Consider the following 19,580-nt stretch of genomic DNA (forward strand, 5'->3'; position numbering starts at 1 on the left):
GACGCATGGACATCGAGCGGATCCGCAAGATTGCGCCGAAATTCGTCGCCGAGTGGGAGCGGCGCAAGACCGCGTCCGCATAACGCCACCGCTCACGGCCTCATGGTGACGAGCATTGCCAACGGGTCCGCGCGCAGCGCGGCCCGATGATAAACTCAGCAATGCGTCTCGAACCATGGGGCCGCCCATCATTCGAGACGCCCGCCATAGCGGGTCCAAGACGCGGCAAGCGCGCGCGTGCTCCTCAGGATGAGGGCGGACCAGGCTATTGCGGCTTCAGTCCCATGCCGCCCGCGATCATGTTGCGCATGATCTGCGATGTGCCAGCCACCACGGTGGCGATGCGCGAGTCGCGGTAATGGCGCTGCATCGGATATTCCATGCTGTAGCCGTTGCCGCCGAAGATCTGCATGCCGAGATTGGCGACCTTGACGTAGACCTCGGACGCAAACAGCTTCGCCATGTTGATTTCGTTCATGGCATTCTTGCCGGCATCGACCATCCAGGCCGCGCGATACATCAGCGAGCGCGCTGCCTCGACTTCGGTCTGCATGTCGGCGAGCATATGCGCGATCGACTGGAAATTGCCGATCGGCCGGCCGAACTGCTTGCGCTCCTTGGCGTAGTTCAGCGCGAGATCGACGACGCCCTGCGCCGAACCCACATCGCAGGCCGCGACCGTGATGCGCTCGGTCTGCAGGCCCGACAACAGGCAGTCCCAGCCCTTGTTGACGCCGCCGATTACCTGGTCTTCCGGCACCCGCACATTATCGAGCGTGACCTCGTAAGTGCCCATGCAATAGCGGCCGAGCATGTCGAGCTTCTTCATCGAAATGCCGGGCCGGTCCTTGTCGACGAGGAACAGCGACATGCCCTGACGGTAATGCGCCTCCATGTCGGTGCGCGCATAAAGACAGATCACGTTGTCCTTGGCGCCGGCGCCCGACTGCCAGACCTTCTGGCCGTTCAGCACCCAGTCGCCGCCATCCTTGCGCGCCACGGTGCGGATCGCGCCGACATCGGAGCCCGCGTCCGGCTCGGAAATGCCGATGGAAAACTTGATCCGCCCTTCGATCAGCGCCGGAATCCATTTCTTCTTCTGCTCGTCCGAGCCCTTGCGCGCGACCGTGAGGCCGCAGAACAGCCCGCCGGCATAAGCCATGACAAGGTCGGCGCTGGTGCGGCCGATCTCCTCGCAGACCAGCGCGAGATCCAAGACGCTGCCCCCTGCCCCGCCTAGGTCTTCGGGAAACGGCAATCCAAGGAGGCCAGCCTCGGTCCAGGCCGCAAACAGTTCATGCGGGTAGGCCTTCTCGCGATCGAGCCGCGCCACATAATCGGGCGTTGCAACCCGCTCCATCAGCTTGCGCACGCTATCGCGAAGAAGGATCTGTTCCTCGGTGAAAGAGAAGTCCACGATTTACTCCTGCCTTGCAGCCATTTGCTTCGTTGTCATTCCGGGGCGCCGCGAAGCGGCGAACCCGGAATCCGGAAACCTTCGCCCGGCCATACCGGATTCCGGGGTCGCGTGCTGCGCACGCGCCCCGGAACGACGGGCGAATATCACGACGCACTCCGTCCGAGATAGGTCGCCATCACTTTCGGATCGCGCATCAGGTCGGATGCGATGCCCTGATGCACGAGTTCGCCGGATTCCAGCACATAGCCGTAATCGGCGGTCTCCAGCGCCGCGCGGGCATTCTGCTCGACCAGCAGCATGGTCACGCCCTGCTCGCCCAGCCGCGCGATGATGCGGAAAATCTCCCGCACGATCAGCGGCGCAAGGCCAAGGCTCGGCTCGTCGAGCATCAACAGCTTCGGCCGTCCCATCAGCGCGCGGCCGAGCGCCAGCATCTGCCGCTCGCCACCGGACAACGTGCCGGCAAGCTGCTGCCGCCGCTCGCGCAGCCGCGGAAAGAGGTCGTAAACGCGCTCGAAATCCTCTTTCACCTGCGCGGTGTTGCGGCGATGGATATACGCACCGAGCAGAAGATTGTCGGCAACCGCCATCTCGGTGAACAATTCGCGGGTCTCCGGCACCAGCACGATGCCGCGCTCGACCCGCGCCTCGACCTGCATGTCGCCGATCTCGGCCCCGCCATAGGTGATCGCGCCGCTCGCCGGCAATTGCCCCATCAACGCTTTCAGCAGCGTCGTCTTTCCCGCGCCGTTCGGGCCGATGATGGTCGCGATCTTGCCCTCCTCCACGGCAAAGCTCACGCCCTTCACCGCGGTCAGCTTGCCGTAGGATACGGTCAGGTCCTTCGCTTCGAGCATCGCAGTCATTCGACGCTCCCGAGATAGGCTTCCTGCACAGCCTGATTGGCCTGGATCTCGGCCGGCACGCCCTCGGCGAGTTTCTTGCCGAAATCCAGCACCACGACGCGATCGGCGAGACTCATCACGAAATCCATGTCGTGCTCGACGAGAAGGATCGTCATGCCGTCCGCCCGCAGCGTGCGCAGGAGTTCGGCGAGCGCCTTCTTCTCGAGGCTGCGCAAGCCCGCGGCCGGTTCGTCGAGCATGATCAGGAGCGGCGCCGCGGCGAGAGCGCGCGCAACTTCCAGCACGCGCTGCTGCCCGAGCGGCAGGTTGCCGGCAAGGTCGTACGCCTTGGGCGCGAGGCCGACCCGCTCCAGCTCGCGCATCGCCGTGGCATGCACCGCGGCTTCTTCGTTGCGGTCGAGCTTCAGGGCGCCTGCCGCGAAGCCCGAACGAGTGCGCGCGTAACAGCCGAGCATCACGTTTTCGAGGAGCGTCATCGTCGGACGCAGCTTCACATGCTGGAAGGTGCGCGCCATGCCAAGCGACACGACCTCGTGCGGCTTGATGCCGGACAAGGCGCGGCCGGCGAACGTCACCTTGCCGGAGGTGGCCGGCAGCGCGCCGGTGATCAGATTGAAGGTCGTGCTCTTGCCGGCGCCGTTCGGGCCGATCAGCGCGGTGATGGTGCCGGCCGTCACTTCAAACGAGACATTGTCGACGGCAACGAGACCGCCGAACCGCTTGGTCAGCCCTTCGATCCGCAGCAACGCCGCGCCCGTCTGCGGTTTCGGCTTTGTCGGCAGCGCCTGCGCGGCAGATGACGTCGCGACGGGTGCGGCCATCGCCGGCTGCGGGAGATATTGCCGCACCAGCGGCACGATCCCGCTGCGCGACTTGTGCAGCAGGAGGATGAACAGGCAGCCGAACACCACGATTTCGAGATTGGCTGCGTTGGTGGAGAGATGCGGCAGGAGATCCTGCAGCCAGTTCTTCAGGAGCGCGACCGAGGCCGCTCCGACCACCGCCCCGGCGATCGTGCCGGCGCCGCCCAGCACCGCCATCAGCAGATATTCGATGCCGGCATTCAGTCCGAACGGCGCCGGGCTGACGAAGCGCGTCATATGCGCATACAGCCAGCCGGCCACCCCGGCGAGGGCCGCGGCGAGGATGAACACGCAGAGCCGGACCCAGAACACATTGATGCCGAGGCTCTCCGACATCGCCCGGCCACCGCGCAGCGCGCGAATGGCACGGCCCTGTCGCGACCTGAGCAGGTTGCCGGCTGCCAGCAGCGCCAAGCCGCAGAAGATCCAGATGATGTAATACAGCTTCTGCGGTTCGTCGAAGCTGTAGCCGAACAGCCTGATCGGCGGGATGTCGCCGATGCCGCCATGCGAACCGAGAAACTCGAAATTGCCGAAGCTGTAATAGATCGCCATGCCCCAGGCGATCGTGGTCAGCGGCAGATAATGTCCGCCGAGATGCAGCGTGATGTAGCCGATGACGAGCGCGACCACCGACGTGATCACGATGCCGGCGAGGAGCCCGATCCAGGGCGACAGGCCGGCCGCGGTCGACAGATACGCCGTGGCATAGGCGCCGAGCCCGACAAAGGCGGCCTGTCCGAACGAGGTTATGCCACCGGAGCCTGTCAGCAGCACGAGACCGAGCGTGATCAGCGTGTAGATGCCGATATAGTTCATCAGCGTGACGATGAATCCGGCATCGACCAGCGGCAACAGCGCGACGGCAATCGCCAGCGCAGCGAGAAGAGCAATGCGGAGCCCGGACGGCATCGCTATTCTTCCTCGTGTTCTTCGTCGTCGTGCGACGACACGTACAGCCAGCGCCACAACACGATGGGGATGATGGCGGCGAACACGATCGCGTCCTTCAGGGCGCTGTAATAGAACGAGCCGAAGGACTCCACGAGCCCGATGAGAACGGCGCCGACCGCGGCCAGCGGATAGCTGACGAAGCCGCCGACCACCGAGCCGATGAAGCCCTTCAATCCGACGATCAGCCCGGTGTCGTAATAGATCGTCGTCGTCGGCGAGATCAGGATGCCGGCGATGGCGGCGATGCCGGCCGCGAGCAGGAAGGACATCGCCCCGGCGCGTGTCGTCCAGATGCCGACGAGCCGCGCGCCCTCGCGATTGATCGCAACCGCGCGCAGCGCCTTGCCAGTCACCGTGAACCGGAAGAAGACGAACAGGATCGCCGAGAAGATCGCTGCAGCGCTCACAATGACGATCAGTTGCAGCGGGATCGCGAAGCCGCCAAGCGTCACGTCGCCCGAAACGAAGGGCTGGGTCCGCAATCCTTCCGGACCGAAATAAAGCAGCGCGAGACCTGTGACGGCGAAATGCAGCGCGACCGCGACCATCAGCAGGATCAGCACCGGCGCGGTCGCGATCGGCTGAAACACCACGCGATAAAGCAGCGGCCCGAGCGGCAGAACGAGCGCGATGGTGAGCAGCATCGCCACCGGCAAGGACAGATTCTGCGCACCGATCAGGAACGCCGCAGCGACCGGGATCGCCGGGATCACCACCCAGGTCAGAAACGCCTTCGGGATGAGCGAGGCGCGGTGCTGGCGGATCAACGAAGCCACTTCGACCACAAAGGCAAGACCCGCAAGCGTCAGCACCAGCCATACCGTGCCCGGCATCCGCTGCAATTCGAACGAGCCGAGAGTCAGCGCCGAATAGGCGACGAGATCGCCATACGAGACGAAGATCACGCGGGTGACGTTGAAGATCAGCACGATGCCGAGCGCCATCAGCACATAGATCGCGCCGGTGCCGATCGCGTCCTGCACCAGAAGGACGAAAATCTCGAAATTCATGCTCCCGCCCGCGCGCGACTTTCTTTCGTGAAATCGTCAGCGCGTTCCTTGAAGGCGCCTTCGCGCCTTACCCAAACGACCCCGCCTGGAAGAATCCGCGAAACGTCACATCCGGCCGGGTGATCCCGACCGGATGTGAAAGACGCTCAGATCAGTTCGGCAGATATTTCCACTGGCCGTCCTTGACCTGCACCAGGATCACCGAACGCTCATCGACGCCGTATGACGAACCCTCGGGGAATTGATACACGCCGTTGGTGCCGACCAGCTCCTTGACGTTGCGCACTTCGTCACGCACCGCTTGCCGGAATTCCGGCGTGCCGGGCTTCGCCTTCTTGAGCGCGCGGGCAATCGCATCCTCAAGCGTCAGCATGCCGTCATAAGCGAAGGCGGCGAAGCTGTTCCAGCTGCCCTTGCCGTTGATGCCTTCGTACTTCTTGATGAAGTCGTGCGACACCTTCTTGATCGGATTTGCGTCGGGCAACTGATCCGCTGCGCCGATCGGACCGGTGACGCCGATGACATTCTCCACCGACTTGCCGCCGACCCGCAGGTAATCCTGGTTGAACACGCCGGGCGTCGCATAGACCGGTCCCTTGAAGCCGCGTTCGGCCAGCGCGATATGCGGCAGCGCGCCCGGCGTCCCCGAGCCGCCGACCATCACCGCATCCGGCTTCGCCGCGATGATCTTCAGCACCTGCCCGGTGACGCTGGTGTCAGCGCGCGCGTAGCGCTCGTTGGTCACGACCTTGATGCCGGCCTTTTCGGCCGCATCCTTGACGCCGTTATACGCGATGTCACCCCACGGATCGCTGAAGCCGATATAAGCTACGGTCTTCACACCGCGCTTCTGCATGTCCTTGACCAAGGCTGCGGCCCAGAGATTGGCCGGCTGCGGCATCGAGATCAGCCACTTGTTCTTGTCGGCGGCATGACCGGCCGGAGCAAGCGCGACCTGCTGCAACCCCGCTTGCGAGGTCACGTTCGCCATCGCCTGCGATGCGGGCGTATTGGAGCCGCCGATGAGAATATCGATCTTGTCGTCGGCGATCAGCTTCTGCGCATTCTTGACGGCAGTCGAGGGATCGGAGGCGTCGTCGAGAAAGATCAGTTCGACTTTCTCCCCACCGATTTCCCTTGAGATCAGCTCAACGCCTTTGCGATACGGAATGCCGAGCGACGCATTCGGTCCGGTCAGCGCCAGCACGACACCGATCTTGATCTCGGCCTGCGCTGGTCCCGCAAGCGCAACGAAAGCAACGGCACATGCCGAAGCCAGTAGTTTCTTGATTGACATGATGTCCTCCCTGGCTCAATACGTACGAGTATGGATGTCGGGTTCTGCGGTGTCAATTCGCAGCCTTTTGCGACACCCTGCGCCCTTTATGCGCGGAGGTGAAGTCTCATGACTCCTGCGATCAAGCCGCTGGAAAATCCTAAACGCATCGGCCTCGTGGGTACCGGATCGGTCGGTTCCGGTTGGGCCGCGATCTATCTCGCGCGCGGTTTTGACGTCGTCGCGTGCGATCCGGCGCCGGATGCCGAAACGCGGTTGCGTGCATTCATTGCCAATACATGGGATGCACTGCAGCAAATCGGATTTGCGACCGAACAATCCATCCCGCAGGACCGGCTCGCCTTTGCGCCCGATGCCGGCGCCGTCGCCGCGGCCAGCGACTTCGTGCAGGAAAACGCGCCGGAAAATCTTTCGCTCAAGCAACAGGTCTATGCCGAGATCGAAGAAGCGGTGTCGCCGTCTTTCGTGATCGGATCGAGCACGGGCGGCATTCCGCCGACGCAATTGCAGGCGAAGATGCGTCATCCCGAACGGCTCGTGGTCTGTCATCCGTTCAATCCGCCGCATCTCATCCCGCTGATCGAGATTATCGGCGGCGAAAAGACCGCGCCCGCGGTGGTGGACTGGGCTTTGCGCTTCTTCACCGCACTCGGCAAGAAACCGGTTCGCGTCGAAAAGGAAGTCACCGGCTTTCTGACCAACCGGCTGCAATTCGCGCTGCTGCGCGAAGCCATTCATTGCGTCGCCGAAGGCATCGCCAGTCCGCAGGCGATCGAAGACGCGATGCGCTACGGGCTTGGACCGCGCTGGGCGGTGATGGGTGCGCTCACCACCTTCACGCTGGCCGGCGGCGAAGGCGGCATGCCGCATGTGCTGACGATCGCGCCCGAATTGCAGAAATGGATGGATGCGGGCGGCAATCCGAAAATCACCGATCCTGAGGTGCAGCAAAAGCTGATCGCGGCGGCGAAGGACATCACTGGAAACCGTCCCCTCTCGGACCTGATCGCCTGGCGAAACGCACGACTGGTCGAGCTATTGCGCGCCGTCGGTCCCGGCACCGAAAAGGGCTGATGCGAGGACATCATGGCTCGCGCAGGCGTCAAAGTGCAGAAGCCCGGTGCCGAACCGCCGCTCGGTCGCAAGGATTGGATCGACGCGGCGATCGCAATGCTGGCGGGAGATAACGTCGAAGCGTTGCGGGTGGATACGCTCGCCGAAAAGCTCGGCGTCACCAAGGGCAGTTTCTACTGGCACTTCAAGGGCCGCGAGGATCTGTTATTCGCCGTCCTCGACGAATGGCGGTTGCGGATGACGAGCGAAGTGCAGTCGCTGATCTTCGACCGGTCTGGCACGCCATGGGACCGGCTCGAGCGCCTGGTGCGCATTGCGATTTCCAGCCGGGCGGATGTGCCCGGCGGTCCGTTCGAAATCACCTTGCGCGACTGGGCGAGACGCGATCCCAAGGTGGCGGAGGTCGTCCGCGCTGTTGACGCGGAACGCATTGCTTTTGCGGCGCAATTGTATCGCGAAGCGGGGCTGAGCGAAGCCGACGCGCAGGATTATGCCGAGGCGCATCTGGCGATGGTGATCGGCATCCGCATGACGCTCGCGGACAGCGAAAGCCGCGAGGAGATCAAGCGGCGGCGGCGCATCAGCACGGCGCTGCTGCTGCCGCGCGGGCGCGCCGCCAAGGGTTAGGGACAAGGCTTAGCGGCAGAGGGGTCAACGCGCCCAGCGGGGCTGCAACCTGATTGTTGGCCCTGCAACCTTATTAAAGCCACAAGCAACCGCTTTTGCTTGCCGCACCCGGCCTGGGGGACCTAGGCTCCGGCATTCGCCAAAGCTCCGATTCTTCTCAAGCCGTGCGATGTTTCGACAACCGACCAAGATCGCCGCGGCCCTCGTTCTTGCGCTCTGCGCCGGGACGCAGGCTTTCGCACAATTGGTCGGGCCGCGGCCAAAGGCCGAAGCCGCGCGATGCGATCCGTCGACGTTCCGGGTTATCGTGGATGTCGGTCACACACCGGAAGTTCCCGGCGCGATCAGCGCGCGCGGCGTCGAGGAATATGCGTTCAATCTCAACCTCGCGAAGGTGATTGACGGGAAGCTCCGCGAGGCCGGCTTCAACAAGGCGCATCTCCTCCTCGCGCGTGGCCCGGCAATCCCAAGTCTCGTGCGCCGTGTCGCGGAGGCGAACGCGATGTCCGCCGACCTCCTCGTTTCGATCCATCACGACTCGGTGCCGGAAGCCTTCAAGGCGATGTGGGATTTCGGCGGCGTGCAACGCGCCTACAGCGATCGGTTCAAAGGGCATTCGATCTTCGTCTCGGCCGACAATCCGCATTATCAGGCGAGCCTTGCCTTCGGCAAAATGCTCGGCAGCCGGCTGAAGGCGCGCGGGCTGCAATACACGCCGCATTACAAGGAAGCCTTCATGGGATCGCGGCGGCGGATCCTGGTCGATGCCGAAACCGGCGTCTATCGCTACGACCAGCTCCTCATCCTGCGCACTGCGCATATGCCGAGCGTGCTGCTCGAAGCCGGCTCGATCGTTCACCGCGACGAAGAAGTGCTGATGGGCAGCGAAGAGCACCAATCGCAGATCGCCGGCGCGGTCACCGAAGCGGTGGAACAATTCTGCGCGCTCCGGCCAGCCCGGACCCAGCGCGCCAGCACGCAGCGCTGAGATTCAAACAGAAGCCTTGCCGTCAGCGCCGCAAGCTCTGACCCTCACCCCAGCCCGTGCATCTCGATGAATTCCACGAGCCGCTCGCGGCAGGCTTGCGGTTCCTCGAATTGCAGAAAATGCGTGGTGCCGGGGATCATCACGACATCGACGCCACATTCGTCGCGCGCCGCTTTCGCCACGCCTGCGGCAGGGCTCGCATAAGGCGAATCCGGATCGCCGGCGATGACCCGCAGCGGCACGCCGATCTCCTGCATCCGATGAAACAGGGTCGGATCCTTCTTGCTGCCGAAGACGAAAGACTCGAAGGCCGGCGGGCAGCATAAAGTCCAGCGGCCGTCATCCATCCGCCGCAGCGTGTGCTGCGCCAGGAGATCGGCCTGTTCGGGCCGCCAATGCGAGAAAGCCGGACGGCGATATTGCGCTGCGAGCTGATCGGGCGAATCGAAGACCGATTGCCGGCGCGCGGCGCGGGTCGACAGCTTCTGCGAATCGGGGCCCTGGAACGCGGACAGCGGATGGCCTGCGGGCGGCGCCATCGGCGGATCGAACACGCAGACCGCATCCCAGCGCCCGCGGTTGCGCCAGGCATGTTCGAGGGTGGCAATCGACGACAGCGAATGCATCGCCGCGACCGTGCGCGCTTCGCCGAACTGCGCGCGGATGCCCTGGAAGACCTCCTCGATATCCGAGAAGAAATTCTCCCAGACATGCCCTTCCTGCGTATGGAGCGGATTCTCGCCGTGATTGCGCATGTCGAACACGACGAGATCGAACCGCTCGGCGAGCGGCAGCCAGAACGGCGCATAGGCGTTGATGGCGAGCCCGTTGCCATGCCCGAGCACAATGCGCGTTGCGCCCGGCTTGCCGTAACGGCGCAGCCGGATCACTGCGCCGTCTTTCATGGTGAGGTCCGCGCGCGCACTGGGCGGCGGGACGGTGAAGGTCTGATGGACGTTCATGCGGTGGCGCTTGTCGCGGCTCCGGGCGGCACGGTCAAGCGCGGCTCACACATGACGGCGGACGATGCGCCGATGCCGATGTCCGGCTCACGCCGCCGACGCCTTGGCGCGCTCCGCCTTTTCCTTCGACCAGGCTGCGAGTTCCTTGTGGGCGCTGGCCTTGAACTCCGCGGCCTCCTTGTCGGTGAGGGTCTCCGTCGTCAGTTCCAGCCGGATGCCGTTCGGATCGAAGAAATAGATCGAATGGACGAAGCCGTGATCGGTCACGCCGATCACGTCGATGCCGGCGGCTTCCAGCCGCTTCTTGGCGTCATGGACCTCTTCGATCGTGCTCATCTTGAGCGCGAGGTGATTGACCCAGGCCGGCGTGTTGGGCGACGGGGCGGCCGCTTCATTATCGCCGAGGTCGAAGAACGCGATGTAGGACCCGTCCCGCATCTGGAAGAACACATGCACATAAGGACAATATTCGCCGGTCGAGGGCACGTGATCGGCCTTGATCACATGGGCAAGCGGAAGCCCGAGAAGGTCCTCGTAGAAATGGCGCGTCTCCTCTGCGTCCCGGCAACGCCACGCAAAATGATGAAGGCCGTGGATCGGGGCGACGGAAGCCGAAGCGGCGGACATGAGCATTCTCCCTGGCGGCGCTGCCGGGCCGGCGGGACCGATTGGCCCCATTCCTGCATCAATACCGGCCATGCAGCGGATTTATCGGAGGAATTGTAGATCGACTGGGGGTCGGAAGACCAGACGGTCCGCCGATTCGCATGGCAGGGTGTGCTTATTCGCTTGGCACCGCAATGCCCGCCGGCCCCGCTGATAAATCCCGTCCCTCGGCCTCCTGTCGGACCGGCAGCGCGAGCTCGGCCGGCATGGACCTGTCACTGAAGATCGTCATCGTGGACGAGAGTCCGGTGCGGTCCGCGATCCTCGAGGAGGGGCTGCGGGAGGCGGGCTTCACCGACGTCATCCGCATTGCCGAGACGCAGAACCTGCTCGCCCGGATCTACAAGATCGACCCCGACGTCATCCTGATCGACCTGGAGAATCCGAGCCGCGACGTCCTCGAGCAGATGTTCCAGGTCAGCCGTATCGTGAAGCGGCCGATCGCGATGTTCGTCGACCAGAGCGACACCGCCTCGATCCAGGCGTCGGTCGATGCCGGCGTCGCGTCCTATATCGTCGACGGCCTGAAGAAAGAGCGCATCAAATACATCCTCGATACCTGCATCTCGCGCTTCAACGCCTTCGCCAAGCTTCAGGACGAACTCGACCGCACCAAGAATGCGCTCGAAGAGCGCAAGGTCATCGATCGTGCCAAAGGGATCCTGATGTCTGCGAAGAAACTGACCGAAGACGAGGCCTATGCGCTGCTGCGGACCACGGCGATGAAGGAAAACAAGAAGATCGCCGAAATCGCGCAATCGGTGATCACCGCTGCGGAGATGCTGCGATGAGCACCGGCAAGCGCATCCGCGTCGGATTCATTCCGCTCGCCGACGCAACCGCTCTGATCGTCGCGGTGGACAAAGGCTTCACCGCCGAGGAAGGCATCGATGTCGAGCTGGTTCGCGAAGTCTCGTGGTCGAATGTCCGCGACAAGCTCAATATCGGGCTGTTCGACGCGGCTCACTTGCTGGCGCCGGTGGCGATCGCATCGAGCCTCGGGCTTGGCCATGTCAAGGTTCCGATCATTACCGCCTTCGGTCTCGGGCTGAATGGCAACGCCATCACGGTATCCCCTGCCCTCCATGCCGCGATGAAGGACGCGGCCGATGGCGACCTCACCGATCCGATGGTCTCGGCGCGCGCGCTCGCCCGTGTGGTGATGGACCGCCGGGCCCGCGGCGAGGAGCCGCTGACCTTCGGCATGACCTTTCCGTATTCCACGCACAATTACCAATTGCGTTTCTGGATGGCCGCGGGCGGCGTCGATCCCGACCAGGACGTGCGGCTGATCGTGCTGCCGCCGCCCTACATGGTCGAAAGCCTCGCCAACAAGCATGTCGATGCATTCTGTGTCGGCGCGCCCTGGAATTCGGTCGCAGTCGATCTCGGGATCGGTCACATCCTGCATTTCGTATCGGAAATCCTGCAGCGCGCCGCCGAGAAGGTGCTGGCGGTCCGCGCGCGCTGGGCGGAGGATCATCCCGACGTGTTTCGGCGTCTGGTGCGCGCGCATGGGCGCGCGGCCGAATTTGTCGAGGACGTCAACAACCGCGAGGAAGTGGCGGCGATCCTGTCCGCGCCGGACCGGATCGCTGTCGCGCCGGAGGTGATCCGCCGCACGCTCGATGGCCGGTTGAAAGTGTCACCGGACGGGACTTATCGTGAGAGCGACCGCTATCTCCTCGTCGGACGCAACGGCGCGGCGCGGCCCGATCCGGTGCAGGCGGCCTGGCTTTACGCACAGATGGTGCGATGGGGGCAGGCGCTGTTGTCAGCCGAAGGATTGGCTGAAGCCAAGGCGACATTCCGGCCCGATCTTTATGACGAGATCCTTGGTCCGCAGCCGGACCTGCCGCCCTCCGAGCCGGCCGATCGTGTCGGCGCATTCACCGGTCCCGCCTTCGATCCGGACAACATCGCCGCACATCTCGACGGCTGGAAAATCCGGCGGCGGTAGCGGCGCTCACTTCGCGTGCGCTGCACAATCGCGCATCAGTTTCGCAGATCGCTGCGACAAAGTTCGGCTTCCGCGATGGCTGCGCGATTCGCAGGCACGCGGTTAATCCCTTGAACCAACGCTGAAATCGTTCCGGACCGGGACTTGGCACGAAGCTTGTAAGAGAGTCTGCAACCGGTTGCCCATGTCGGGCACCGAACGATCCAACGACGGGTCGAACAGCAACGCCGCTATCCCAAGGAGCCGTGCCCTATCGGGCAGGTCCCTGACGGATGAGCGGCTTTTTTGTTTTGCGACCTATCGACCCCCGCCGGGCCAACCAGAGAGACAGGGATTGTTGATGTCAAAGGACCACGAAACTTCGAAGCCACGGTTGAGCCGGCGTACACTTCTGAAAGGAACGGCCGGCGCAGCGGCCCTGCTCGGCGCCGTCAAAACGCAATTCCCCTTCGGCGTTCATGTCGCCGAAGCCTCCGGTCCCGAGACCAAGAAAGCAACGCTCGGCTTCATCGCGCTGACGGACGCGGCTCCCCTCTTCGTCGCCAAGGAAAAGGGCATCTTCGCCAAATACGGCGTGCCCGATGTCGAAGTGATGAAGCAGGCCTCGTGGGGCGCAACGCGCGACAATCTCGTGCTCGGTGGCGAAGCGAACGGCATCGACGGCGCGCATATCCTGACGCCGATGCCCTATCTGATCTCGGCCGGCAAGGTGACGCAGAATAACGTGCCGACGCCGATGTACATCCTGGCGCGGCTCAATCTGAACGGCCAGTGCATCTCGGTCGCCAAGGAATACGAGGACCTCAAGGTCGGCGTCGATACCAAGGAGTTCAGAACCGCACTCGAGAAAAAGAAGGCATCCGGCAAGGCGATCAAGGCTGCGAATACATTCCCCGGTGGCACCCACGATCTGTGGATCCGCTACTGGCTCGCCGCCGGCGGCATCGACCCCGACAAGGACATCGAGACCATCACCGTGCCGCCTGCGCAGATGGTGGCGAACATGAAGGTCGGCACGATGGACTGCTTCTGCGTCTGCGAGCCGTGGAACCTGCAGCTCGTGCACCAGAAGATCGGCTACACCGCCATCACCACCGGCGAACTCTGGAATCTGCATCCGGAGAAGTCGTTCGCGATGCGCGCGTCCTATGTCGACAAGAATCCGAAAGCCGCGCAGGCCATTCTGATGGCCGTGATGGAGGCGCAGCAATGGTGCGAGAAGCCTGAGAACTCCCAGGAAGTCGCGCAGATCTGCTCAAAGCGCAACTGGATCAATTGCCCGGTCAACGACATCACCGATCGCGTCAGGGGCAAGTTCGATTACGGCATTCCCGGAAAGGTGGTCGAGAAGCATCCGCAGATGATGCGCTACTGGAATGATTTTGCGTCCTATCCGTTCCAGAGCCACGACCTGTGGTTCATCACCGAAGACATTCGGTGGGGCAAATTCGAGCCCGACGTCGATGCGGCGGGCCTGATCAAGAAGGTCAACCGCGAAGACCTCTGGCGTCAGGCGGCGAAGGACCTGTCGATCCCGGCCGACCAGATCCCGACCTCGACATCGCGCGGCAAGGAGACCTTCTTCGACGGCAAGGTTTTCGACCCGGCCGATCCGAAGGCGTACCTCAAGAGCCTCACCATCAAGCGCGTGGAAATCAGCTGACCCGGACAACAGGGGCCGCGACGACGGCCCCTGTCCTTCAGATCCGCCCCGCAGTGAGACCCGATATGAACATGCCCCTCGCCAAGACCGATACCGCATCCGCCATTCCCGTGGCCCGGCCGCCCGCTGCCGTGCTGCCGCTCCAGATCAAGCGGGCGCCGTTCGGTCAGCGCGCATGGGCGCGATTGAAGACGACAGCGGAGCATCTGCTGCCGCCGGCCATCGTGCTCGCTCTGGCGCTCGTCACCTGGGAAATCCTGTGCAGCGGCGCTGGTTCATCGCTGCCGCCGCCGAGCCAGGTGCTCTCGGAAACCTGGGAGCTGATCGTCGATCCATTCTACGACCGGGGCGGCATCGACAAGGGGCTGTTCTGGCATCTGTCCGCGAGCTTGCAGCGCGTCGGTGTTGGCTATTCGCTCGCCGCCCTCGCCGGCGTCGCGCTCGGAACGCTGGTCGGCCAATCCACCTGGGCGATGCGCGGCCTCGATCCGATCTTCCAGGTACTGCGCACGGTGCCGCCGCTCGCCTGGCTGCCGCTGTCGCTCGCCGCATTCCGGCAGGGCCAGCCAGCGGCGATCTTCGTGATCTTCATCACCGCGATCTGGCCGATCATCATCAATACCGCGGTCGGCATCCGCAACATTCCGCAGGATTTCCGCAACGTCGCGGCGGTACTTCGTCTCAATCATCTCGAATTCTTCTGGAAGATCATGGTGCCGTCGGCGGCGCCCTACATCTTCACCGGATTGCGTATCGGCATCGGATTGTCCTGGCTCGCCATCGTCGCAGCGGAAATGCTGATCGGCGGTGTCGGCATCGGCTTCTTCATCTGGGATGCCTGGAATTCATCGCGCATCAGCGAAATCATCCTCGCGCTGATCTATGTCGGCGTGATCGGCTTCATCCTCGATCGCATCGTCGCCCTTCTCGCCACGATCGTCACCCGCGGCACCGCGGCGAACTGACGGAGCACACAGATGAAAAGCTATCTCAGGATCGATCACGTCGGCAAAATCTTCAACAAGGGCCAGCACGCGACCGAGGTTCTCACCGACATCACGCTCTCCATCGAGAAGGGCGAATATGTCTCGATCATCGGGCATTCCGGCTGTGGAAAGTCGACGCTGCTCAACATCGTCGCCGGCCTGATCGAGGCATCGTCCGGCGGCGTCCTGCTCGAGGACCGCGAGGTCAACGAGCCGGGCCCGGACCGCGCCGTCGTGTTCCAGAACCACTCGCTGCTTCCGTGGCTGACGGTCTATGACAATGTCAGCCTCGCCGTGAACAAGGTATTCTCCGGCGCGAAGTCGCGCACCGAGCGTCACGACTGGGTGCTGCACAATCTCGAACTCGTGCAGATGACCCATGCCAAGGACAAGCGCCCCGGCGAAATCTCCGGCGGCATGAAACAGCGCGTCGGCATCGCGCGTGCGCTCGCGATGGAGCCGAAGGTGCTCCTGCTCGACGAGCCGTTCGGCGCGCTCGATGCGCTGACCCGCGCCCATCTGCAGGACTCGGTGATGGCCATTCACCAGAAGCTCGGCAACACGGTGATGATGATCACCCACGATGTCGATGAAGCGGTGCTTTTGTCCGACCGCATCGTGATGATGACCAACGGACCCGCCGCGCGGATCGGCGAAATCCTCGACGTGCCTTTGCCGCGGCCGCGCAAGCGCCTCGAGCTGGCGGGCAACCCGATCTACCTGAAATGCCGCCAGCGCGTGCTCGAGTTCCTCTACGAGCGTCATCGCTTCGTCGAGGCCGCGTAAGTCCTGAACGCAACCCTGCCGGGCACTCCAGAGGAGACGGACCGTGGTGAGAGGGAATCGCAAGCCGGGGAAAAGCCCCTCACCCGCCATGCTTCGCATGGCGGCCTCTCTCCGCAGGCTGGGAGAGGTGAAGGATGCGCGGCCATGAGCGAATCCCTCGTCATCGTCGGCAATGGCATGGCGGCCGCCAAACTCGTGGAGCATCTCTCCGCACGCGCACTCGGCCGTTATGCGATCGCCGTGATCGGGGAAGAGCCGGCGCTCGCCTATAACCGCGTGTTGCTGTCGTCGGTGCTTGCCGAGGAAGTCGCGCAATCCGACATCGAATTGAGGCCGAAGCGATGGTGGCGGGACCGCGGCGTCACCGTGCTCTACGGCCAGGCGGCGACGGCGATCGACTGCGACATCCGCCGCGTCCGGCTTGCGAGCGGAGCCACCATTCCCTTCACCAAGCTCGTTTTCGCCACGGGTTCGCGTCCCATCGTGCTGCCGATCGAGGGCCGTAGCCTGAACGGCGTGATGACCTTTCGCGACTTGCGTGACGTTGCGGTGCTGAAATCCGCCGGGCGATGCAACGCCGTCGTGATCGGCGGCGGCCTGCTCGGTCTCGAAGCAGCCTATGGGCTCGCACGATCCGGCGCGAGCGTCACCATCGTGCATCTGATGGACCGCCTGATGGAGCGCCAGCTCGATGCGCAAGCCGCCGACATGCTGAAAAATGCGGTGGAGATGAAGGGCATCGAGGTCCTCCTGAATGCGCAGACCGCCCGCCTCTCCGGGACGGCGAAGGTCGAGCGCGTCGAACTCGCGGACGGCCGCGTGATCCCCGCCGATATCGTCGTCATGGCGACCGGCATCACACCCAATATCGCACTCGCCCGCACCGCCGGGGTCGCGATCAATCGCGGCATCGTGGTCGATGACGGCATGCAGACCGGCATTCCTGACATCTATGCCATCGGCGAATGTGCCGAGCATGACGGACGTTGTGTCGGCCTGGTCGAGCCGGCCTATGAACAGGCCGCCGTGCTCGCCGATCGGCTGACCGGAGGTGCCGCATGCTACCGCGGCAGCATCACCGCGACCAATCTCAAGGTCAGCGGCGTCAATGTGTTCTCGGCCGGCGATTTCATCGGCGGCGGCGACACCGAAACGGTGCTGCTGCGCGATCCCGAACTCGGCATCTACAGGAAGCTCGTCATCAGGAACGAGCGTCTCGTCGGCGCGATCCTGTTCGGCGATACGACCGACGCACTCTGGTATCTCGATCTGATCCGCACCGGATTGCCGACCCACAAATTCCGCAGCGACCTCGTCTTCGGTCGCGCGCTGGCCGTTGGCAATGTCACGGCACAACCCGACAGCCTGGATCTGGCGGCCTGACATGTCCGGCGACTTCAACCCCGATCAAAAGCGATATCTGGAAGGCTTCGTGTCGGGCCTGTCCGCCGCGCGGGTCGCGCGGGTCGGCAATGCCGGCGGCAAGAGCGAGCCGACCGGACCCGATGCCATCCACATCAAGGCGCAGGACCGGGTTCTCGCATCCGGGCGCAAGCTTGCCGAGCAGGAGAAATTCAAGCGCGACCTGCATCCCTTCGACGCCTATCCGAAGCTGCGCGAGCAGACCGAGAAGAACGAAGCCCCGAAGCCCGCGGACAATTTCCGCTGGCGCTATTTCGGCCTGTTCTATGTCGCGCCGGCGCAATCGTCCTATATGTGCCGGCTGCGCATTCCGAACGGCATCCTGACGCATTGGCAAATGGCCGGGCTTGCCGATGTCGCGGAGAAATTTGCCGGCCCCTATTCGCACGTGACCACGCGCGCGAATCTGCAACTGCGCGAGATCGAACCGAAGAACGCGACGAATGTCGTGGAAGCGATCCAGGATCTCGGCCTGTGCTCGCGCGGCTCCGGCGCCGACAACATCCGCAACGTCACCGGCACGCCGACCGCCGGCATCGACCCGCAGGAGCTGATCGACACGCGGCCCTATGCGCGCGAATGGCACTTCCACATCCTCAACGAGCGCGCGCTGTACGGCCTGCCGCGCAAGTTCAATGTCGGCTTCGACGGCGGCGGCGTCATTCCGGTGCTGGAAGACACCAACGACATCGGCTTTCAGGCCGTGGAGGTGAAGAACGGCTTCGGCGTCGAGGCCGGCGTCTGGTTCCGTCTCGCGCTCGGCGGCATCACCGGCCACAAGGATTTCGCCCGCGATACCGGCGTGATCGTCAAGCCCGAGGACGCGACGCAAGTGGCCGACGCCATCGTCCGCGTCTTCATCGCGCACGGCAACCGCACCGACCGCACCAAGGCGCGGCTGAAATATCTGCTCGATGCCTGGGGGCTGGAGAAGTATATCGCCGAAGTCGAGACGCTGTTCGGCCGCGCACTGACCAGGGTGCCGGCCGAGGCCCTCGCGCCGCGCCCGGCCTTCGATCGCGCCGCGCATATCGGCGTGCGCAAGCAGAAGCAGGACGGCCTTAACTGGATCGGCGTCGTGCTGAAGGCGGCACGGATGACGCCCGACCAGATGCGCGGCCTCGCCGCTATCGCGCGCGAGCTGGGCGACGGCGATCTCCGCCTCACCGTCTGGCAGAACCTCCTGATCTCCGGCGTGCCGGACGGCCGCGTGGCCGAGGCCGAAGCGGCCATCGCGGCGTTGGGCCTCTCCACCAAGGCGGCGTCGGTGCGCGCCGGACTCGTCGCCTGCACCGGCAATGCCGGCTGCCGCTTCGCCGCCTCCGACACCAAGCGCCATGCCGAGGCGATCGCGGCCTGGTGCGAGAGCCGCGTCGCGCTCGACGGGCCGGTCAACATCCACCTCACCGGCTGTCACCATTCCTGCGCGCAGCACTACATCGGCGACATCGGCCTGATCGCGGCCAAGGTGCCGGTGAACGACGACGGCGACACCGTCGAGGGCTATCACGTCGTGGTCGGCGGCGGCTTCGGGCCGGACGCCGCGATCGGCCGCGACCTCTACCGCGACGTCAAGGCCGAAGACGCGCCGCGCACCGTCGAGGCCATGCTGAAAGCCTACCTCGCCAACCGCGCGGGCGACGAGACGTTCCTCGCCTTCTCGCGCCGGCACGGAATCGACGCGCTCAAAGCCATGTTCGCGGCGGAGACGGCGGCATGACCAAGACCCTGCCGCCGCCGATCCCGAACCTGATCCCCGACAGCGCGCCGTTCTCCGACGAGCAACGCGCCTGGCTCAACGGCTTCTTCGCCGCTTTCGTGTCGGCCGACGGTTTCGGCGTCACGCCGCTCTCGAGCGAGCAGGCCGCCGCGCTGCTCGCCTCTCCGGCCGCGCCCGCCGCGGACGACGACGGCGGCGCGCCGTGGCACGACCAGACGCTGCCGCTCGCCGAGCGCATGACGCTCGCGGACGGCAAGTCGCTGCGCTGGAAACTGATGGCGGCGATGGCGCAGCAGGACTGCGGCCAGTGCGGCTA

General features: G+C 64.2%; 17 protein-coding genes and 1 pseudogene. 11 read left to right on the top strand and 7 right to left on the bottom strand.

Features of this window, described 5'->3' with window-relative positions; all coding sequences use genetic code 11:
• Positions 1-265: 265 nt before the first annotated feature.
• The 5 genes from VN004_RS04775 to VN004_RS04795 form a co-directional block, all read right to left on the bottom strand.
• Positions 266-1,417 (bottom strand): acyl-CoA dehydrogenase family protein, encoded by a 1,152-nt coding sequence (locus VN004_RS04775; protein WP_325607541.1) that lies wholly within the window; start codon positions 1,415-1,417, stop codon positions 266-268.
• Between the two features lie 146 nt (positions 1,418-1,563).
• The gene (locus tag VN004_RS04780; RefSeq protein ID WP_325607543.1) at positions 1,564-2,286 is read right to left on the bottom strand and encodes an ABC transporter ATP-binding protein; all 723 of its coding nucleotides are present in this window, start codon (positions 2,284-2,286) and stop codon (positions 1,564-1,566) included.
• A complete protein-coding gene (locus tag VN004_RS04785) occupies positions 2,283-4,061 on the bottom strand; it encodes a branched-chain amino acid ABC transporter ATP-binding protein/permease (protein WP_325607545.1) in 1,779 nt (592 codons plus the stop codon). Before VN004_RS04785 ends, VN004_RS04780 begins: the two co-directional genes overlap by 4 nt.
• Before the next feature lie 2 nt (positions 4,062-4,063).
• Complete coding sequence (locus VN004_RS04790; RefSeq protein ID WP_325607546.1) at positions 4,064-5,113, bottom strand: branched-chain amino acid ABC transporter permease; 1,050 nt, start codon at positions 5,111-5,113, stop codon at positions 4,064-4,066.
• A 151-nt stretch (positions 5,114-5,264) separates the two neighbouring features.
• Complete coding sequence (locus tag VN004_RS04795) at positions 5,265-6,410, bottom strand: ABC transporter substrate-binding protein (RefSeq protein WP_325607547.1); 1,146 nt, start codon at positions 6,408-6,410, stop codon at positions 5,265-5,267.
• Positions 6,411-6,518: 108 nt separating this feature from the next.
• Here VN004_RS04795 and VN004_RS04800 point away from each other — a divergent pair, with 108 nt between their 5' ends.
• The 3 genes from VN004_RS04800 to VN004_RS04810 all read left to right on the top strand — a co-directional run bounded on the left by VN004_RS04800 (position 6,519) and on the right by VN004_RS04810 (position 9,099).
• Positions 6,519-7,484 (top strand): 3-hydroxyacyl-CoA dehydrogenase NAD-binding domain-containing protein, encoded by a 966-nt coding sequence (locus VN004_RS04800; RefSeq protein ID WP_325607548.1) that lies wholly within the window; start codon positions 6,519-6,521, stop codon positions 7,482-7,484.
• Positions 7,485-7,496: 12 nt separating this feature from the next.
• A complete protein-coding gene (locus VN004_RS04805) occupies positions 7,497-8,111 on the top strand; it encodes a TetR/AcrR family transcriptional regulator (protein WP_325607550.1) in 615 nt (204 codons plus the stop codon).
• 169 nt (positions 8,112-8,280) lie between these two features.
• Complete coding sequence (locus tag VN004_RS04810; protein WP_325607552.1) at positions 8,281-9,099, top strand: N-acetylmuramoyl-L-alanine amidase; 819 nt, start codon at positions 8,281-8,283, stop codon at positions 9,097-9,099.
• 44 nt (positions 9,100-9,143) lie between these two features.
• On the opposite strand, the gene VN004_RS04815 is transcribed toward VN004_RS04810, so the two are convergent.
• Positions 9,144-10,061 carry an alpha/beta hydrolase gene (locus VN004_RS04815; protein ID WP_325607553.1) on the bottom strand — a complete coding sequence of 306 codons (918 nt, stop codon included), beginning with the start codon at positions 10,059-10,061 and terminating at the stop codon, positions 9,144-9,146.
• 87 nt (positions 10,062-10,148) lie between these two features.
• Positions 10,149-10,688, bottom strand: a complete 540-nt coding sequence (locus tag VN004_RS04820) for a VOC family protein (protein ID WP_325607555.1) — start codon at positions 10,686-10,688, stop codon at positions 10,149-10,151.
• Positions 10,689-10,933: 245 nt separating this feature from the next.
• Here VN004_RS04820 and VN004_RS04825 point away from each other — a divergent pair, with 245 nt between their 5' ends.
• The 8 genes and pseudogenes from VN004_RS04825 to VN004_RS04860 form a co-directional block, all read left to right on the top strand.
• Positions 10,934-11,518: an ANTAR domain-containing response regulator gene (locus VN004_RS04825; RefSeq protein WP_325607557.1), complete on the top strand. Its 585-nt coding sequence runs from the start codon at positions 10,934-10,936 to the stop codon at positions 11,516-11,518.
• Entirely contained in the window at positions 11,515-12,687 is a 1,173-nt protein-coding gene (locus tag VN004_RS04830; protein WP_325607559.1) for a CmpA/NrtA family ABC transporter substrate-binding protein, read from the top strand. The genes VN004_RS04825 and VN004_RS04830 overlap by 4 nt, the downstream gene beginning before the upstream one ends.
• A 340-nt stretch (positions 12,688-13,027) precedes the next feature.
• Positions 13,028-14,350, top strand: coding sequence for a CmpA/NrtA family ABC transporter substrate-binding protein (locus VN004_RS04835; RefSeq protein WP_325607560.1), 1,323 nt, complete (start codon positions 13,028-13,030; stop codon positions 14,348-14,350).
• Between the two features lie 65 nt (positions 14,351-14,415).
• On the top strand, positions 14,416-15,315 hold the full coding sequence (gene ntrB / locus VN004_RS04840; RefSeq protein ID WP_325607561.1) for a nitrate ABC transporter permease: 900 nt from the start codon (positions 14,416-14,418) through the stop codon (positions 15,313-15,315).
• A 12-nt stretch (positions 15,316-15,327) separates the two neighbouring features.
• Complete coding sequence (locus tag VN004_RS04845) at positions 15,328-16,122, top strand: ABC transporter ATP-binding protein (protein ID WP_325607563.1); 795 nt, start codon at positions 15,328-15,330, stop codon at positions 16,120-16,122.
• 144 nt (positions 16,123-16,266) lie between these two features.
• On the top strand, positions 16,267-17,505 hold the full coding sequence (locus tag VN004_RS04850; RefSeq protein WP_325607565.1) for an NAD(P)/FAD-dependent oxidoreductase: 1,239 nt from the start codon (positions 16,267-16,269) through the stop codon (positions 17,503-17,505).
• A gap of 1 nt (position 17,506) precedes the next feature.
• Positions 17,507-19,264: a NirA family protein gene (locus VN004_RS04855; RefSeq protein WP_325607567.1), complete on the top strand. Its 1,758-nt coding sequence runs from the start codon at positions 17,507-17,509 to the stop codon at positions 19,262-19,264.
• A pseudogene (locus VN004_RS04860) lies at positions 19,261-19,580 on the top strand (sulfite reductase subunit alpha); the annotation flags it as partial. The gene VN004_RS04855 and the pseudogene VN004_RS04860, both read left to right, overlap by 4 nt.

Origin of the sequence: Pseudorhodoplanes sp. (assembly GCF_035565855.1) — a bacterium.
Taxonomy (GTDB): Bacteria; Pseudomonadota; Alphaproteobacteria; order Rhizobiales; family Xanthobacteraceae; genus Pseudorhodoplanes.

Excerpts from the sequence above, each read along its gene's own strand:
- VN004_RS04780 (WP_325607543.1), bottom strand. The coding sequence starts at position 2,286 with ATGACTGCGATGCTCGAAGCGAAGGACCTGACCGTATCCTACGGCAAG.
- VN004_RS04785 (WP_325607545.1), bottom strand. The coding sequence starts at position 4,061 with ATGCCGTCCGGGCTCCGCATTGCTCTTCTCGCTGCGCTGGCGATTGCC.
- VN004_RS04790 (WP_325607546.1), bottom strand. The coding sequence starts at position 5,113 with ATGAATTTCGAGATTTTCGTCCTTCTGGTGCAGGACGCGATCGGCACC.
- VN004_RS04795 (WP_325607547.1), bottom strand. The coding sequence starts at position 6,410 with ATGTCAATCAAGAAACTACTGGCTTCGGCATGTGCCGTTGCTTTCGTT.
- VN004_RS04800 (WP_325607548.1), top strand. The coding sequence starts at position 6,519 with ATGACTCCTGCGATCAAGCCGCTGGAAAATCCTAAACGCATCGGCCTC.
- VN004_RS04805 (WP_325607550.1), top strand. The coding sequence starts at position 7,497 with ATGGCTCGCGCAGGCGTCAAAGTGCAGAAGCCCGGTGCCGAACCGCCG.
- VN004_RS04810 (WP_325607552.1), top strand. The coding sequence starts at position 8,281 with ATGTTTCGACAACCGACCAAGATCGCCGCGGCCCTCGTTCTTGCGCTC.
- VN004_RS04815 (WP_325607553.1), bottom strand. The coding sequence starts at position 10,061 with ATGAACGTCCATCAGACCTTCACCGTCCCGCCGCCCAGTGCGCGCGCG.
- VN004_RS04820 (WP_325607555.1), bottom strand. The coding sequence starts at position 10,688 with ATGTCCGCCGCTTCGGCTTCCGTCGCCCCGATCCACGGCCTTCATCAT.
- VN004_RS04825 (WP_325607557.1), top strand. The coding sequence starts at position 10,934 with ATGGACCTGTCACTGAAGATCGTCATCGTGGACGAGAGTCCGGTGCGG.
- VN004_RS04830 (WP_325607559.1), top strand. The coding sequence starts at position 11,515 with ATGAGCACCGGCAAGCGCATCCGCGTCGGATTCATTCCGCTCGCCGAC.
- VN004_RS04835 (WP_325607560.1), top strand. The coding sequence starts at position 13,028 with ATGTCAAAGGACCACGAAACTTCGAAGCCACGGTTGAGCCGGCGTACA.
- ntrB (WP_325607561.1), top strand. The coding sequence starts at position 14,416 with ATGAACATGCCCCTCGCCAAGACCGATACCGCATCCGCCATTCCCGTG.
- VN004_RS04845 (WP_325607563.1), top strand. The coding sequence starts at position 15,328 with ATGAAAAGCTATCTCAGGATCGATCACGTCGGCAAAATCTTCAACAAG.
- VN004_RS04850 (WP_325607565.1), top strand. The coding sequence starts at position 16,267 with ATGAGCGAATCCCTCGTCATCGTCGGCAATGGCATGGCGGCCGCCAAA.
- VN004_RS04855 (WP_325607567.1), top strand. The coding sequence starts at position 17,507 with ATGTCCGGCGACTTCAACCCCGATCAAAAGCGATATCTGGAAGGCTTC.